We start from the raw sequence: 15,008 nt of genomic DNA, 5'->3' as shown, positions 1-15,008 counted from the left end.
TCCGTATTCAACATCTTCGAGTACCCATGTTTTCGACAGCCGAGCCGGATAGATCGATTCGGAGTCTGACTCGCTCTTTTGTGCCATACTGAATTCCATTTTCAGCCAACACGTTATGCAACCATGACCAAGGTACTGATCGTCGACGACGACGAACTCTTTCGGACCATGCTCACCGAGATGGTCCGGCGCGAGGGCCATCAGGTCGGCACCGCGACCAACGGCAACGAGGCATTGACCGCCATCGAGCACAGTCGCCCCGATCTCATCATCACCGATATCCTGATGCCCGAGAAGGACGGCATCGAGCTCATCATGGAACTGGCGCGGCGCGAAGCACGGATTCCCATCATCGCCGTCTCGGGCGGACGCCGCTCGATCAGCCTGGAGTTCAATCTGGAGTCGGCCAAGCTGATGGGCGTGCGCGCCACCCTGCCCAAGCCCTTCACGCGCGAACAACTGCGTGAAGCCATCGCCGGTGCGCTGAGTTAAAACCAGAGCGCCGATAGCCGGTCAACCGGCATCGAGCACACGCTCGGCCCAGTCACCTAGAGCGTCGAGAATCGCCAACTTAGCCGGATCGTCGTCATGGATCTCGGCCAGCTCGGCGAGCCGCACCTCATAATCCTCGATCTGAAGACCGGCTCCACCCTCGGGGTCGGTGAGGCGCGCGAAGCGGTAGACATCCCAGTCCTCACGCTCCTCCGGACTCAGGGTCTCAGGCCAGTTACGGGCGCGATAGCGAAACAGCAACGCGCCGAGACGCGGGTCGCTGAAATGCGGCGGCGCGGTCGCCAGTTCGGCGGGGTTCGAGCGCACGACCTGATCGCAGGCGCGACGGTCGGCGTCGGAGAGGAAACCGCCCGAATAGAGCATCAGCTCGGGGTCGGTCTCGGCCGGAAGCGTCCGTTGATGCACTTCACGCACGCGCTGTTCGATTTCGCCGGCTGAATCCGCGATCCGGCGCGCATAACGCACGATTCGATCTGGGTCGATCCGCCAGCACTCGGCACTCTCCGGGGTGAGAGTCGCCAGCGGCGCGAGCATGGGGACGTGATTGACATGCACGGTCTTGAGCGGCACGCGCGCGACGCCCGCCGGCAACTCCTCGCTCGGCGTGAAGAGCCGACGGCGGATCTCCTCCACCGACAGATCCAGCAGTTGGGCCGGATCGGCCCGCAGATCGAAACAGATCACGCCATTGGAGTTGGTCGGATGGGCGGCGACCGGAAAGATCGGCGCGATACAGCCGAGCACTGCCGGAAAGCGTGCCGAGACATGCAGCAAGGGGCGGCGTTCGTCGAGCAGAGCACGCACCCGGCGCTTGTCGCGCAGCGTCAGCGCATAGCCGAACAGCCGGGGCTGGGCCTCACGCAGCCGACGCGCCAGCGCGATGGTCGCACGCACGTCGGCGAGCGCGTCATGCGCCTGACCATGGTCGATACCATTGGCTTCGGTCAGATGCTCCAGCTTGAACGAGGCGTCGCCCTCGTTGTTGAGCGGCCATTCGATCCCCTCGGGACGCAGCGCATGCGCCAGCCGCAGCACATCGATCAGATCCCAGCGCGAGTTGCCGGAGCGCCATTCGCGCGCATAGGGATCGAAGAAGTTGCGGTAGAACAGATGACGGGTGACTTCGTCGTCGAAACGCAGGCTGTTGTAGCCGACGCCGCAGGTTCCGGGCCGGCTCAGTTCGTCATGGATCGCGCGCGCGAACTCGGCCTCGATCACCCCGTCGCGCGCGACGCGCTGAGGCGTGAGACCCGTGACGAGACAGGCGTCCGGATGCGGGAGCAGATCGTCGCTCGGACGACAGAAGAGGACGAGCGGATCGCCGATCTCATTGAGATCGGCGTCGGTGCGGAGTCCGGCGAACTGACAGGGACGATCGCGGCGCGGATCGGCGCCCCAAGTCTCGTAGTCGTGCCAGTAGAAGGTGTCGGACATGGGCCGAACCCCAGGCGCCGGATCCGGGCCGCCCGGACCGGACGGACGACGGAAGGGCTCAGACCTTCTCGCGGATGCGAGCGGCCTTGCCGGTGAGATCGCGCAGATAGTAGAGCTTGGCGCGACGCACGTCGCCTTTGCGCTTGACCTCAATGCCGGCGATCGACGGACTGTAGGTCTGGAACACGCGCTCCACGCCCTCGCCGTGCGAGATCTTGCGCACGGTGAAGGCCGAGTTCAGACCGCGATTGCGGATGGCGATGACGACACCCTCGAACGCCTGAAGACGCTCGCGGTTGCCTTCCTTGACCTTGACCTGGACGACGACGGTGTCGCCTGGGGCGAAATCCGGGACTTCGCGGGTCATCTGCTCTTGTTCGAGCTGCTGAATGATGTTGCTCATGGTTTCCTTGGCTCCTATTCTCAGCCGGCGCCACCCTCGCGATGGGCCAGTATGAATTCATCGAGTAACGTGCGCTCGGCCTCGCTGAGCCCGCGGCGCTCGAGTAGATCCGGACGACGCTGCCAGGTCCGTCCCAGCGCCTGCCGCCGCCGCCAACGCTCGATGGCGGCATGGTCGCCGCCGATCAGCACGGACGGGACCGAGCCTTCCTCGATCCGCTCCGGGCGGGTGTAATGTGGGCAATCCAAGAGCCCATCCATGTGCGAATCCTGTCGCGCCGAGTCGGCATGACCGAGCGCGCCCGGCAATAGCCGGATGACCGCATCCATGACCACCATCGCCGGCAGCTCGCCGCCGCTCAGGACATAGTCGCCGATCGACCATTCCTCGTCGACGTGGGCCTCGATCAGACGCTCGTCGACGCCTTCATAGCGTCCGGCGAGCAGGATCCAACCGGGACACGCGGCGATCTCCAGCATGGCGGCCTGATCGAGCACGCGCCCCTGGGGCGACAGATAGGCGACCCGGCTCTTGGGCGCCGCCGCCCGCACGGCCCGGATCGCCTCGCGCAGCGGCTCGACCTTCATCACCATCCCCGGACCGCCGCCGTAGGGACGATCGTCGACGGTGCGATGGACGTCGTGCGTGAAGTCGCGCGGATTCCACAGATGCAGCTCGGCCAGTCCGCGCGCCAGCGCTCGTCCCGTTACGCCCTGATCCGAGAGGATACGAAACAGATCCGGAAAGAGCGTGATGACGTCGAAGCGCATTGGAAATCGCGTCCCGTGCCGGTCCGTGAACTGTGAGGCTGGAATCCAGCCGGCTCGCTCAGGAACGGACCCTGACGCCGACGCGGCTCAGAACTCCGGATCCCAGTCGACGCGGATCAGACGCCGGTCGAAGTCCACGTCCAGGATCACGTCGCCCCAGACGAAGGGAATCAGGCGCTCGCGTTCACCCTCGACCACCAGCACGTCGTTCGCGCCGGTCGAGAACAGATGCGAGACCCGTCCGAGTTCGACATCGGTCGAGGTGAAGACGGCCAGACCTTCCAGATCGATCCAGTAGAATTCGTCCGGGCGCGGCGGAGGGAGCTGATCGCGTCGGATCGCGATCTCCCGGCCGATCAGTACGGCGGCCTGATCGCGGTCCTCACATCCGTCCAGACGGGCGATGAGACCCTTGCCGTGCAGCTTACCTTCGGCTACGCGCCGCGCGACGCCCTCAGCCCCCAACAACCAGGGCGAGTAGCGCAGGATGCCTTCGCGCGGATCGGTCTCGGAGTGGACCCTGACCCATCCCTTGACGCCATAGAGTCCCGACACGCGCCCGAGCACGATCCGAGCGGACTGTGATTCCTCGGACACGCTGGAAGAACCTCGCGATCGCGCCGAACTCAGGCCGCCGCGGCGGCCTCGCGCGTCGCCTGCTTGATCAGTTGCTTGGCACGATCGGTCGGCTGAGCCCCCTGACGGATCCAGTGCTGGGCGCGCTCGGTGTCGAGCCGCAGCGGGATCTCGCCGCCACGCGCGTTCGGGTTGAAGAAACCGAGACGCTCGATATAGCGACCATCACGCTTGGAGCGGATGTCGGCAACGACGATCTGGTAGAAAGGGTTCTTCTTGGAACCACCACGTGACAAACGAATCGTGACCATGTGCTGTCCTGGCTCAAGAGCTGGATAGGGAGGCTCGCGGAAGGCCCGCGGGTAAACGTGCAAATATACAGAATTATGCGCGAAATGGAAGCCTGGATTTCATTCGGCGGTTCGGGGGAACGCAAAACACGCATTGCCCCGAGGGGCCTGGGTCCGTATCCTCCCGCATCGGCTCCCGACCGAAAGACAGACTAGGGATTTAGAGTGCATGTCAGTCAACGCCTGGCTCAAATCGCAACGACCGCTCGCCGGCAAGGCACTCATGCTGACCGTCTGGCTCAACACGGCCAACGGACTGCTGGCCATCAATCAGGCCTGGGCGCTGGCCGTGATCCTGGATGCCGTGATCTTCAAGGACGCCGACCTGAGCGAGGTCCGGCACTGGCTGTGGGGACTGCTGGCGCTCTTCGGCACGCGCGCGCTCATCGTCTGGCTCGCCGAACGCTCGGCCTTCCAGGCCGCCGCCTCGGTGCGTGCCACGCTGCGCGATCAGGTGCACCGTCATCTGCAACGGCTCGGGCCGGCCTATCTCTCCGGCCAGCGTAGCGGCGCCCTGGTCGAGACCCTGACCAAGGGGATCGACGATCTGGAGGGCTATTACGCCCGCTTCGTCCCGGCCATGACCCTGGTGATGATCCTGCCGCTGGCCATCCTCACCGCCGTGATGCCGATGGACTGGCTCGCCGGACTGGTGCTGCTGTTCACGGCACCGCTGATCCCACTGTTCATGATCCTGATCGGCTCCGGCGCCCAGGCGCGCAATCAGCGTCAGTGGAAGCAGCTTGCACGCATGAGCGCGCACTTCCTCGACGTCATCCAGGGGCTGACCACGCTCAAGCTCTTCGGCGCCAGCCGGCGCGAGGTCGCCATCATCGCGCGCGTCTCCGACGACTATCGCCACAGCACCATGCAGGTGTTGCGCGTGGCCTTCCTGTCCTCGGCGGTGCTGGAGTTCTTCGCCAGTGTGGGCATCGCCATCGTCGCCGTCCTCATCGGCTTTCGGCTCTATGGACTGGCGGTTCCGGTGCCGGCTTGGATCCCCATCCCTGAGATCACCTATCTGCAGGGGCTGTTCGTGCTGATGCTCGCGCCCGAGTTCTATGCGCCGCTGCGCAATCTGGGCACCCAGTACCATGCGCGCATGGGCGCGGTGGCCGCGGCCGAACAGTTGATCCAGGTGCTGGACACCGAACCGACCCGGATCGATCCGGGCACCGAGCCGCTGGCCGCCGCCCGTCCGCTCGGGGTGCGCTTCGAGGACGTGCATTTCAGTTACGAGCCGGGACGCGAGGCACTCCAGGGTCTCAGCTTCGACATCCCTCCGGGGCAGCGCATTGCCTTGGTCGGCACCAGCGGCGCGGGCAAGACCACGGTGGTCAATCTGCTGCTCGGGTTCCTGGTTCCGACCGGTGGACGCATCCTGATCGGCGAACAGGCGCTCGCCGAGATCGATCTCGACGACTGGCGCCGCCATCTGGCCTGGGTGCCGCAGCAGCCGCGCCTGTTCCAGGGCACGATCGCCGACAACATCCGGCTCGGGCGTCCCGAAGCGGATCTGGACGCGGTGCGCGAGGCGGCCCGGCGCGCACGGGCGGCTGAGTTCATCGACGCCTTGCCGCTGGGCTATGACAGCCCGGTCGGCGAGCGCGGCGCGGGACTCTCGGGCGGGCAGATCCAGCGCATCGCCCTGGCCCGTGCCTTTCTGCGCGATGCGCCCCTGGTGATCCTCGACGAGGCCACGGCCAACCTCGACCCCGAGAGCGAGCGTCTGGTGCAGGACGGCATCGACGAGCTGGCACTCGACCGCACCCTGCTGGTGATCGCGCACCGACTCAATACGGTGCGACGCGCCGATCGCATCCTGGTGCTCGACCGGGGGCGGATCGTCGAACAGGGCACGCACGAAGCGCTGGCCGAAGCCGGGGGACTCTATGCGCGGATGATCGCCGCCCACGGCCCGCGCGCACATGGGAGTGAGCAGGCATGAACGAACTACGCCGCTTGTGGCGACTCTTCCGGCCGTATCGAACCTGGATGCTGGTCGGCACCCTGGCCGCGATCCTGACCCTGCTGGCCAATGTGACGCTCATAGCCGCCGCCGGCTGGTTCCTGACCGCCATGGCCGCCGCCGGCGCCGCGGGCGTGGCCATGAACTATTTCACCCCGGCGGCGCTGATCCGGGGCAGCGCCATGATCCGTACCGCCGGACGCTATGGCGAACGGCTCGTCAACCATGAGGCGACCTTCCGGCTGATCGCCAGTCTGCGGGTGTGGTTCTACCAACATCTCGAACCGCTCGCCCCGGCGCGGCTCCAGCAGTATCACAGCGGCGATCTCCTGAGCCGCATCCGTGCCGACATCGACGCGCTCGACAATCTCTATGTCCGGGTGCTGGTGCCGGTCGCGGTGGCCAATGTCAGCATCCTGCTCTTCACCGTCTTTCTGTTCGTCTACCATCCCCTGCTCGCCCTCTCCGGCCTGACCTTCCTGGTGCTGGCCGGGGTGGGACTACCGATCTGGTCGCAGGCGCGCGGTCTGGAGCCCGGACGGCGCATCGCCGAGGACGAGGCCGCCTTGCGCGCCGCCGTCATCGACGGCATCCAGGGCATGGCCGAACTCACGCTCTATGGCGCCGCCGAGCGTCAGGCCCAACGCATCGACACACTCAGCCGGCGTCTGATCGCCGATCAGACGCGCTTGAGCAGCGATCACGGTCTGACCCAGGCCGCCGTCGGACTCTGCGCCGGCCTGAGCCTGTGGGTGCTGCTGTGGATCGCCATCCCGCTGATCGACGACGGACGACTCATGCCGCCGCAACTGGCGATGCTGGCCCTGTTCACGCTCGCCGGCTTCGAGGCCGTCGCCCCCCTGCCCCAGGCGTTCCAGATGCTCGGGCGCACCCTGGCCGCGGCGCATCGGCTGTTCTCCATCGTCGATACCGAACCGGCGGTGGCCGAGCCGGACACGCCTTCACCCCAACCCGAACGCTTCGACCTCGAATTCGACGATGTCGGCTTCACCTACCCGGACGCGCCGCGTCCCGCACTCTCCGGCATCCGGCTCCAGGTGCCCCAGGGCACGCGCGCGGCCGTGATCGGTGCGACCGGCTCGGGCAAGAGCACGCTGTTCAATCTGCTGCTGCGCTTCTGGGCGCCGGACTCGGGCCGCATCCGCGTCGGCGGTCACGACATCCTGGACTTCCACGGCGACGATCTGCGCCGCCATATCGCCGTGGTCAGCCAGCATACCCATCTGTTCGACGCCACCATCCGCGAGAACCTGCTGATCGCCAAACCCGATGCCGGCCAGGAGGCGATCGAGGCCGCCTGTCGCGTGGCCCAGATCCACGACTTCATCGTCGAGCTGCCCGAGGGCTATGACACCTGGGTCGGTGAGACCGGCGTGCGACTCTCGGGCGGTCAGGGTCGGCGCATCGCCGTGGCGCGCGCCCTGCTCAAGGATGCGCCCATCCTGCTGCTCGACGAACCGACCGAAGGCCTGGACGCCGCCACCGAGCGCGATCTGATGCAGGCGCTCGACGAGCTCATGACCGGACGCACCGTGCTGCTCATCACCCATCGCCCGGCCGGTCTGGACTGGGTCGATCAGGTGCTGGTGCTCGATCAGGGACGCGAGCTGGCACGTGGCGACGTCTCGGTCATCCCGCAGGCGATGCAGGCGGCCCTGCTGCCGCTGCGCGCCGAGGCCGAAAACCTAGATTGACTCGCGGCGACGGGTGGGGCGGGTGGACTGTCCCTCGGGCGGGCGGCGCTGCGGCATGGGCGGCTGGTGGAAGAATTCGACCAATCCCAGAATCAGGCAGGTCAGCGAGACCCCGAGTCCGAGCGCGGAGTAGACGGCCATGTGCAGCATCTGCGCCTGCACCTGGGGCCAGTTGTTGAGACGCACCCGAACCATCTCGGGGGTCACGAAATAGGCCAGCCCCTCGGGCCCGAGCGCCGTGAGCGAGTTGCGCGCCAGATGACTGCCCAGGGGCTCACCGTCGAGCAGGATCTGAAAGTTGCCGTTGGTCTGATCCAGCGGCAGGGCCATCTCCTTGGGCGTCCACCAGATCTGGGTCTCGCCCCAGACGGCGCGGCCATAGTCCATGCCGAACTGAGTCCCCGCGATCGGGGTGCCGACCAGCCCGATCATCATCAACAGATTCATCTTGCGTCTCATACCCATCCCGAAATGACGGCTCATGGCGGACGGCGCTCCCGGTCCGGTCGCGCCCGTTTGAGGCGCAACTATACCGTCAAAGCCGGTCGGACGGAGACCGCGACGCGCCATCGACCACCGGGCTGGGTACAATGGCCCACCTTTTTGCACTCCCGGAACCATCATGGCGAAATATCACATCTACGGCATCGGCAATGCCCTGGTCGACATGGAATACGAAGTCACGCCCGAGGATCTGGGCATCCTCGGCATCGACAAGGGCGTCATGACCCTGGTCGACGAGCGCCAGCAGCTCGACATCATGCAGCATCTGCGCGATTACCATCATCGGCGCGGCTCGGGCGGCTCGGCGGCCAACTCCATCATCGCCTTCAGTCAGTTCGGCGGTAAGGGCTTCTATTCCTGCAAGGTCGCCGACGACGAGCTGGGTCACTTCTATATGAAGGATCTGATCGAGGGCGGCGTGGACACCAATCACCACACCGAGAAGGATCAAGGCCACACCGGGCGCTGCGTGGTGCTGGTAACGCCGGACAGCGACCGCACCATGTGCACCTTCCTGGGCGTGAGCGGCAACCTCTCGACCAACGAACTGGTCGAAGAGGCGCTGTGCGATTCGGACTGGTTCTATACCGAGGGCTATCTGGTCACGTCCGACTCGGCGCGCGCGGCTTCGATCGAGGCCAAGCGGATCGCCGAGGCGGCGGGCGTCAAGACCGCCATCTCGCTGTCCGATCCCAACATGGTCAAGTTCTTCAAGCCCGGACTGCTGGAGATGATCGGCTCGGGCGTGGATCTGCTGTTCGCCAACGAGTTCGAGGCCATGGGCATGGCCGGCTCGGACGATCTGCATCAGGCGGTCGACTATCTCAAGACCATCGCGCGCCATTTCGCCATCACCCGCGGTCCCAAGGGCGCGCTGGTCTGGGACGGCCAGGCGTTGATCGAGATCGATCCGGTCAGCGTCGAGCCCGTGGACACGGTCGGCGCGGGCGACATGTTCGCGGGCGCCTTCCTCTACGGGTTGAGCCGGGGCTGGAGCCACCAACGCGCGGGCGATCTCGCTTCCGCGGCCTCCGCCAGACTGGTGACGACGCTCGGGCCACGCCTCCCGACCGAAGAGACCCGGTCCATCCTGAAGGCCTTCTGAGCCGTGCCGGTGGCCGTCGGTCCGGTCGCGAAACTGCGACCGAGTCGACACACCGCGCGATCGAATAAAGCTAGCATTACGATCAGGTATCCATGTCCCGGTCATGGGTTCCAGCCCCGTCAGGCATGGCAACGGGCTGGAGTCCGCATGACAGGAGTAATCCAATGCTCAGCTTCGACGCCCAATCCATCCCCTCGCCGCTCGCCATCCGCGAGTGCGCGCGGCCGCGCTTCGACACGGATCTGGAGGCCCTGAAGGACTGGCTGGCCGGACTCAGGACGCGCGGCGGACGCCAAGCCGGTCCGGCGCTCGTCCTGGTGCTGGAGAGTCTGCGCAAGGCCGAGCTCTCGGCCGGCCGCCGCCTCAGCATCCTGTCGCTGCTGAAGGTTCCGGTGCTCAAGACCTGTGCCGGACTGCCCAAGCCCTATGCGGACGAGGCGGGCGAAACCGACGGCGCCCGTGGTCTCACCATGGAGCAGCGGCTCGGACGCCTGATGTTCGTCAACCTCGATCGCGCGCTCCACCAGCTCGACAAAGAGCATCCGGTCCCGAACGAACGCCGGCAACACCAGCGCCTGTGGCTGATCCGCAATCTGTTCCGCTTCGCCAACCGTCAGATCCGCTATGCGATCCTGTGGAAGAAGACGCCGCCGGCGGGCACCTGGCGCGATCTGCACGAGCTGCACCTCTACCTGACCTCGCGCCGGCCCACGTCACTCTGGGATCTCGACGAACGGCCGGCGACCATCGGCGAATTCGATCATGAGATCGAGTACAAGACCCTGCTGCTGCTGGGTCTGGCCGCCAAGCTCAAGGACTCGGCGCCGCAGAGCGAATACTTCATGGACGGACTGCCGGGCTGGGCGGTCCAGACCCGACTGGAGGATCCGCATACCATGCTGGGTCGTCTGCGCCTGTTCATCGTCGAGGTCTCGGCCGACGAGCCGCCGCGCCGGCTCATGGGCAGTCTGGACACGGCCTTCCGCGGCTGGGTACTGCAACCACCCTACCCCTATATCCACGAACTCGAGAGCGGCCCGTTCGGAGCGGGCGTCTTCGGCGGACGGCCGCTCGGGCTCGAAAGTCTTTGAAGCACATGAAACTACTCGCCATCGACACCTCGAACGAAACCTGTTCGGCCGCACTCCTCGTCGACCAGGGCGTCGTTCAGGAACTCACTCTCGCACCCCGCCGCCACGGCGAACTCATCCTCGGTATGATGCAGCGCCTGTTGGAACAGGCCGGTCTGGAGTTGCGCAATCTGGATGCACTGGCCTTCGGCTGTGGTCCGGGCTCCTTCACCGGCATCCGTATCGCGACCTCGGTCATCCAGGGCGCGGCCTTCGGCGCCGAGTTGCCCGTGGTGCCGGTCTCCACACTCGCGGCCATGGCCCAGGGCCAGTTCAGGCGTGAAGGACAGCGCCGGCTGCTGACCGCGTTGGATGCGCGCATGGACGAGGTCTACTGGGGTTGCTACGAGATCGGCGCGCGTGATCTGGCCGAGTTGTGCTGCGCCGAGCAGGTCTGCGCGCCCGACCGGGTCACGCGGCCCACGGGTGACGGCTGGCAGGGTGTGGGACCGGGCTGGGGCGTGCATGGTGAGGTGCTGAGCCGGCGGCTCGGACCGGCGCTGAGCGGGACGAATCCCGATGGGGTCTGCGAGGCCCAGGACATCGCGCTCCTGGCCGCCGCCGAACTGACGGCCGGGCGCTGGGTTCCGGCCGAGCAGGCGCTGCCGGTCTATCTGCGCGATCAGGTCACGCGCGCGCCTGCGTAGAACACGTCAGGAGCGTCCCTGGACGACTGGGTGTTCGTGTCGGCAGTGACGCCTCAGACAACTGACGACATAGTGCAGCAGGGTCGCTCCGACCACGATGAAGGCGATCAGCGTCACCAGGAGGCGCTGCCAGGGTTCGATCGCTGAGAGGCCCAGGATCAGCCAGGTCAGAAAGGCGATGACGCTGGTGATGGTCAGGATCATGGCGAACGGCCAGAGCGGACGGTCGCATTTGGGACAGAGATTCATCCGGTTACGGCTCCGTTGGACGAACAGTCGGCCGCCACGGACATTCCCATGACCGGGACGTGCGGCGCGACGAGACGAGCGACGTCCGATCGCCCAGGAGCAGGCAGTCTGCACCCGGAATCGATGCGAACACATTGAAATCAGTCAATTGACGGCGATCGATGCAGCCCACACCGGACCCGCGTCATACACTCCTCGAACTGCTGGCCGTCGCGCTCGACGCCGTCTCAGGTGCGCGTTCGGTGCAACGTGCGCTCAGTACGCGCCCGATCAGGGGGCCGGTCTGGATCGCGGCCATCGGCAAGGCGGCCGAGTCCATGACGCTGGGCGCACTCGAGGTGCTCGGCGAGGCCTGCCGGGGCGGGATGCTCGTCACCAAGCCTGGACACGCCGATCCGGGGCGTTGGCGAGGGCTGGGGATCGAGGTCCGTTTCGGCGGTCATCCGCTGCCGGATGCCGGCAGTCTCGCGGCCGGCGAACGTCTGCCGGCGAGCCTCGACCGGCTACCCGCCGAAACACAAGTCCTGTTCCTGCTCTCCGGTGGCGCCTCGGCGCTGATCGAGGCACCGGTCAGCGGCCTGGGACTCTCCGAACTGCGCGCCCTCAATGCCTGGTTGCTCGGTAGCGGACTACCGATCGGCGCCATGAATTGTGTGCGCCAGTCGGTTTCGCGTCTCAAGGCGGGCGGGTTGCTGAGGCACCTCGGGGGGCGTCCCGTCCGGCAACTGGCCATCTCGGACGTACCGGGAGATACGCCGGGCATCATCGGCTCGGGGCCGCTGGTGCCCGTGCCGGATCTGGCCGATCAGGTCGGGCGACTCGTTCTACCGGATTGGTTGGCGGGCTGGGTCGCGCGCGGACTCGCCGAGCGCGGCGCCTTACCGGAACACGGTCCCGAGATGGAACTGGTCGCCACACTGTCGCTGGCCAAGGCGGCGGTCGTGAAGGCCGCCGAGTCCAGGGGGTGGAACGTCCGGCTGTATCCGGATCTCATCGAGGGCGAGGCCGCCGATCAGGGCCGCGCGCTCGCCCGGACGCTCATCGACGGCGTGCCCGGTCTGCATGTCTGGGGCGGCGAGACGACCGTCCGGCTTCCCGAGCATCCTGGACGCGGCGGTCGCAATCAGCATCTGGCGCTGGCCGCCGCGATCGAGCTGGCTGGATGCGATGATGTCCGGCTGCTGAGCGCCGGCACCGATGGCAGCGACGGGCCGACCGAGGACGCCGGTGCCCTGGTCGATGGCGGCACCCTGGAGCGGGCCGAACTCGGTGGGATCGAACTCGATGCCCGCACCTGTCTGGCACGAGCCGACTCCGGGCGCTTCCTGGAGGCGAGCGGGGATCTCATCCGCACCGGGCCGACCGGAACCAACGTCATGGATCTGATCCTCGGCTACAAGGCACCGCCCGCGCTCTGAACCGATGACCAGACTGGCTCAGTCGCCGCGCGCCAGATAGCCGAGCTGGTCGACGCCGAAGTGGGTTGGCGTCAACCCGAGACGCGCGAAGCCGTCGTTCTCGGTGCAGACATTGCCTTCCATCAGCATCTGGATCTGATCACGCGAGATGGGGAACCAGGGGAAGCGGTCCAACAGCCCCGCCGCCGCCTTGATCACCGGCGCCGGCGCCGGAACCATCAGCTTGGTGCGCCCCGAAGCGGCGGCGATCGTGCTGAGGATCGCCTTCCAGCTCAGCCGCTCGGGACCGCACAGCGAATAGGTCTGGGACTCGGTGCGCGACTCGCTGAGCGCCAGCACGAAGGCCGCGGCGACGTCTTTGATACTGACCGGCGCCAGCTCGAAGAGTCCGGCCTTGGTCGGCAGCAGGCCGGCATGGAACAGCGGCGCCGGCAGCGGACTGTCGATGATGTCCTTCTTGATCTGCGAACAAAACTCCATCCGCCCCTCGGCATCGCCGAAGATCACCGACGGGCGGAAGATCGTCCAGCGCAGACCCGACTCCTTGAGCGCCTGCTCGGCCTGGTACTTGGTGCGCTGATAGGCGGTGCCGTCGGGACGGATGCCGTTGGCGCTCATCAGGATGAAGCGCCCGACACAGTTCTCCTGCGCGGCGGCGATGGTGTCGACCACGCCCTGATACTGGAGCGCCTCGAAGGTGATGCCCTGCGCCGGAAACTCGCGCAGGATGCCGATCAGATAGATGACCGCGTCACAGCCGCGCACGCACTCCACCAGCGACGGCAGATCGCTCACGTTGCCGTGGACGATCTCGCACGACTCGGGGCGCTCGACCTTGGACTCGCTGCCCGGACGCACCAGCAGTCGCGGCACATGGCCGGCCGCCAGCAGATGACGAGTGATGTACAGACCGACGAAGCCGGTCCCGCCGATGATCGCAACCTTCATTGGAGGCTCTCCTCTGTTTGAATCCAGTCCGTGCCGGCGTCGAATGGATGGACAGGCGCCGGACCACGCATGGCCGAATGCCCACTAGATGGGTGCGGAGACCTCGCGCTCAAGGTTGGCTTCGCGGGCGTCAATGGGTCGCGACTTGAGCACCGGCGGGACGCGCCGCGACCGTCTTGGGTGCGGGCGCGAGATCGAGGACGCTCCGGCGGCGCAGACGGCGCACGTTGCGGCGGGCGGCGGTGAAGACTTCACTGATGGCCTCGGAGGCCACCTTGCGTGCCTCGCGCACCACCACCTGACGACCGGCGCCGAGCTTGGCGCTCAGTTCGCAGCGCACGCGATGACCGTGCAACTGATCGAACTCTTCCTGGACATTGACCTGAGCCTCGATCGGCTCACCGGGGAAGCGGTCCGTGAGTTTACGGGCTTCCGCTTCGATCTGACGACGGATAGCGGCGTCCAGCGCCAGCATATCGCCGCCTATCTTTAAGACCATAGATGACATTCTCCGTGGACTCGACCGCCGGTCCGGGCGCGTGTGATCGCGATGACGGGGGTCGAGCAGATTGACTCCGAGGGCAGGTGCCTCGTCGATTGAACACGTCGCAGAAGTGGCTCTGGAGGCCGCAAGGGGAGCACGGCATGAGACGCGCGACGGCAGGCGGATCATGGCGCCCGAGCGCGCGAAATGCAAGAGCGAATCACTCGAAGAGGTTGCGATAGGCGCGCGCGAAGTGCTTGTAGGCGTCCCAGCCGTCCTTGTCCATGACCTGATCGATCACCCAGCGGTTCTCCTCGGACTCGCCCATGATGGACTGGATCTCATGGCCGAGATGGCGCAGGAAGGCGTAGCTGGGACCGTCATCGGCGAACTGGAACTCGGCGTACTCGCCGGAGCGGGTGTCGAGCAGGGCGATGAAGGGACCGCCGTAGTCGCCCGGTCCGAGCAGATCCTGGCTGTTGTCCTGGACATGGCCGAAGAGCTTCTTGGCAAACTCGACGATCAGGGTGCGCCGGTCGTCCTCGTCCAGATCGGCGTGTGCCAGACGGTCGGCGATCTGGACCAGGAACACCAGATACTCCCGGATCACGGCCAGACGCTGGGCGTCGTCGCGATAGACGAAGCGCTCGCAGTGCAGATTGATCGCCTTGTCGAGTGCGATGCGCCAGGCGATGTAAGCCAGGGCGCCGGCGATCTCGGGCAGCGAGCGTTCGCGCTCGTCGTCCTTCCAGTGACTCTTGATGCGTAATGCCATGGATCGATTCCGATATGA

General features: G+C 66.3%; 17 protein-coding genes. 7 read left to right on the top strand and 10 right to left on the bottom strand.

Going from position 1 to position 15,008, the window contains the following annotated elements:
* The first annotated feature begins 123 nt into the window (after nt 1-123).
* Nucleotides 124-492 (top strand): response regulator, encoded by a 369-nt coding sequence (locus tag Atep_RS06035; RefSeq protein ID WP_213380830.1) that lies wholly within the window; start codon nt 124-126, stop codon nt 490-492.
* A 21-nt stretch (nt 493-513) separates the two neighbouring features.
* On the opposite strand, the gene sbcB is transcribed toward Atep_RS06035, so the two are convergent.
* The 5 genes from sbcB to rpsP form a co-directional block, all read right to left on the bottom strand.
* The gene (sbcB, locus tag Atep_RS06030) at nt 514-1,947 is read right to left on the bottom strand and encodes an exodeoxyribonuclease I (RefSeq protein ID WP_213380825.1); all 1,434 of its coding nucleotides are present in this window, start codon (nt 1,945-1,947) and stop codon (nt 514-516) included.
* A gap of 58 nt (nt 1,948-2,005) precedes the next feature.
* Nucleotides 2,006-2,350, bottom strand: coding sequence for a 50S ribosomal protein L19 (rplS, locus tag Atep_RS06025; RefSeq protein ID WP_213380824.1), 345 nt, complete (start codon nt 2,348-2,350; stop codon nt 2,006-2,008).
* 20 nt (nt 2,351-2,370) lie between these two features.
* Nucleotides 2,371-3,120: a tRNA (guanosine(37)-N1)-methyltransferase TrmD gene (gene trmD, locus Atep_RS06020; protein ID WP_213380823.1), complete on the bottom strand. Its 750-nt coding sequence runs from the start codon at nt 3,118-3,120 to the stop codon at nt 2,371-2,373.
* An 87-nt stretch (nt 3,121-3,207) separates the two neighbouring features.
* Nucleotides 3,208-3,717 (bottom strand): ribosome maturation factor RimM, encoded by a 510-nt coding sequence (rimM, locus tag Atep_RS06015; RefSeq protein ID WP_213380822.1) that lies wholly within the window; start codon nt 3,715-3,717, stop codon nt 3,208-3,210.
* A gap of 29 nt (nt 3,718-3,746) precedes the next feature.
* Complete coding sequence (gene rpsP / locus Atep_RS06010; RefSeq protein ID WP_213380820.1) at nt 3,747-4,007, bottom strand: 30S ribosomal protein S16; 261 nt, start codon at nt 4,005-4,007, stop codon at nt 3,747-3,749.
* A 208-nt stretch (nt 4,008-4,215) separates the two neighbouring features.
* Here rpsP and cydD point away from each other — a divergent pair, with 208 nt between their 5' ends.
* Together cydD and cydC are read left to right on the top strand one after the other, a co-directional pair.
* Nucleotides 4,216-5,994: a thiol reductant ABC exporter subunit CydD gene (gene cydD, locus Atep_RS06005; protein WP_213380818.1), complete on the top strand. Its 1,779-nt coding sequence runs from the start codon at nt 4,216-4,218 to the stop codon at nt 5,992-5,994.
* Nucleotides 5,991-7,730: a thiol reductant ABC exporter subunit CydC gene (gene cydC / locus Atep_RS06000; RefSeq protein WP_213380815.1), complete on the top strand. Its 1,740-nt coding sequence runs from the start codon at nt 5,991-5,993 to the stop codon at nt 7,728-7,730. Before cydD ends, cydC begins: the two co-directional genes overlap by 4 nt.
* On the opposite strand, the gene Atep_RS05995 is transcribed toward cydC, so the two are convergent.
* Nucleotides 7,722-8,177, bottom strand: coding sequence for a hypothetical protein (locus Atep_RS05995; protein WP_213380814.1), 456 nt, complete (start codon nt 8,175-8,177; stop codon nt 7,722-7,724). The two genes, cydC and Atep_RS05995, sit on opposite strands and share 9 nt — an antisense overlap.
* A gap of 175 nt (nt 8,178-8,352) precedes the next feature.
* On the opposite strand from Atep_RS05995, the gene Atep_RS05990 reads away from it, so the two are divergent.
* From Atep_RS05990 to tsaB, 3 genes are all read left to right on the top strand, one after another.
* Entirely contained in the window at nt 8,353-9,339 is a 987-nt protein-coding gene (locus Atep_RS05990) for an adenosine kinase (protein WP_213380813.1), read from the top strand.
* A 164-nt stretch (nt 9,340-9,503) separates the two neighbouring features.
* Entirely contained in the window at nt 9,504-10,430 is a 927-nt protein-coding gene (locus Atep_RS05985; protein WP_213380811.1) for a hypothetical protein, read from the top strand.
* A 5-nt stretch (nt 10,431-10,435) separates the two neighbouring features.
* Nucleotides 10,436-11,116: a tRNA (adenosine(37)-N6)-threonylcarbamoyltransferase complex dimerization subunit type 1 TsaB gene (gene tsaB / locus Atep_RS05980; RefSeq protein ID WP_213380809.1), complete on the top strand. Its 681-nt coding sequence runs from the start codon at nt 10,436-10,438 to the stop codon at nt 11,114-11,116.
* 6 nt (nt 11,117-11,122) lie between these two features.
* Here tsaB and Atep_RS05975 read toward each other — a convergent pair whose 3' ends face one another.
* Nucleotides 11,123-11,365, bottom strand: coding sequence for a hypothetical protein (locus Atep_RS05975; protein ID WP_213380807.1), 243 nt, complete (start codon nt 11,363-11,365; stop codon nt 11,123-11,125).
* A gap of 161 nt (nt 11,366-11,526) precedes the next feature.
* On the opposite strand from Atep_RS05975, the gene Atep_RS05970 reads away from it, so the two are divergent.
* A complete protein-coding gene (locus tag Atep_RS05970) occupies nt 11,527-12,783 on the top strand; it encodes a glycerate kinase type-2 family protein (protein ID WP_213380806.1) in 1,257 nt (418 codons plus the stop codon).
* An 18-nt stretch (nt 12,784-12,801) separates the two neighbouring features.
* Here the strand turns inward: Atep_RS05970 and Atep_RS05965 are convergent, their stop codons facing one another.
* The 3 genes from Atep_RS05965 to Atep_RS05955 form a co-directional block, all read right to left on the bottom strand.
* Entirely contained in the window at nt 12,802-13,731 is a 930-nt protein-coding gene (locus tag Atep_RS05965; protein WP_213380805.1) for an NAD(P)H-binding protein, read from the bottom strand.
* A gap of 130 nt (nt 13,732-13,861) precedes the next feature.
* Nucleotides 13,862-14,230, bottom strand: a complete 369-nt coding sequence (locus tag Atep_RS05960) for an HPF/RaiA family ribosome-associated protein (protein ID WP_213380801.1) — start codon at nt 14,228-14,230, stop codon at nt 13,862-13,864.
* 205 nt (nt 14,231-14,435) lie between these two features.
* Nucleotides 14,436-14,990, bottom strand: coding sequence for a hypothetical protein (locus Atep_RS05955; RefSeq protein ID WP_213380799.1), 555 nt, complete (start codon nt 14,988-14,990; stop codon nt 14,436-14,438).
* Between the last annotated feature and the right edge of the window lie 18 nt (nt 14,991-15,008).

The organism is Allochromatium tepidum, from assembly GCF_018409545.1.
Lineage (GTDB): Bacteria > Pseudomonadota > Gammaproteobacteria > Chromatiales > Chromatiaceae > Thermochromatium > Thermochromatium tepidum_A.
Note: the sequence above shows the minus strand (reverse complement) of the source record. Positions and strands in the feature narration are given on the sequence as shown.

Coding starts and splice junctions, on each gene's coding strand:
- Atep_RS05965 (WP_213380805.1), bottom strand. CDS start 13,731: ATGAAGGTTGCGATCATCGGCGGGACCGGCTTCGTCGGTCTGTACATC.
- Atep_RS06035 (WP_213380830.1), top strand. CDS start 124: ATGACCAAGGTACTGATCGTCGACGACGACGAACTCTTTCGGACCATG.
- rpsP (WP_213380820.1), bottom strand. CDS start 4,007: ATGGTCACGATTCGTTTGTCACGTGGTGGTTCCAAGAAGAACCCTTTC.
- cydD (WP_213380818.1), top strand. CDS start 4,216: ATGTCAGTCAACGCCTGGCTCAAATCGCAACGACCGCTCGCCGGCAAG.
- sbcB (WP_213380825.1), bottom strand. CDS start 1,947: ATGTCCGACACCTTCTACTGGCACGACTACGAGACTTGGGGCGCCGAT.
- Atep_RS05975 (WP_213380807.1), bottom strand. CDS start 11,365: ATGAATCTCTGTCCCAAATGCGACCGTCCGCTCTGGCCGTTCGCCATG.
- Atep_RS05995 (WP_213380814.1), bottom strand. CDS start 8,177: ATGAATCTGTTGATGATGATCGGGCTGGTCGGCACCCCGATCGCGGGG.
- tsaB (WP_213380809.1), top strand. CDS start 10,436: ATGAAACTACTCGCCATCGACACCTCGAACGAAACCTGTTCGGCCGCA.
- Atep_RS05985 (WP_213380811.1), top strand. CDS start 9,504: ATGCTCAGCTTCGACGCCCAATCCATCCCCTCGCCGCTCGCCATCCGC.
- Atep_RS05960 (WP_213380801.1), bottom strand. CDS start 14,230: ATGGTCTTAAAGATAGGCGGCGATATGCTGGCGCTGGACGCCGCTATC.
- rplS (WP_213380824.1), bottom strand. CDS start 2,350: ATGAGCAACATCATTCAGCAGCTCGAACAAGAGCAGATGACCCGCGAA.
- Atep_RS05990 (WP_213380813.1), top strand. CDS start 8,353: ATGGCGAAATATCACATCTACGGCATCGGCAATGCCCTGGTCGACATG.
- Atep_RS05955 (WP_213380799.1), bottom strand. CDS start 14,990: ATGGCATTACGCATCAAGAGTCACTGGAAGGACGACGAGCGCGAACGC.
- cydC (WP_213380815.1), top strand. CDS start 5,991: ATGAACGAACTACGCCGCTTGTGGCGACTCTTCCGGCCGTATCGAACC.
- trmD (WP_213380823.1), bottom strand. CDS start 3,120: ATGCGCTTCGACGTCATCACGCTCTTTCCGGATCTGTTTCGTATCCTC.
- Atep_RS05970 (WP_213380806.1), top strand. CDS start 11,527: ATGCAGCCCACACCGGACCCGCGTCATACACTCCTCGAACTGCTGGCC.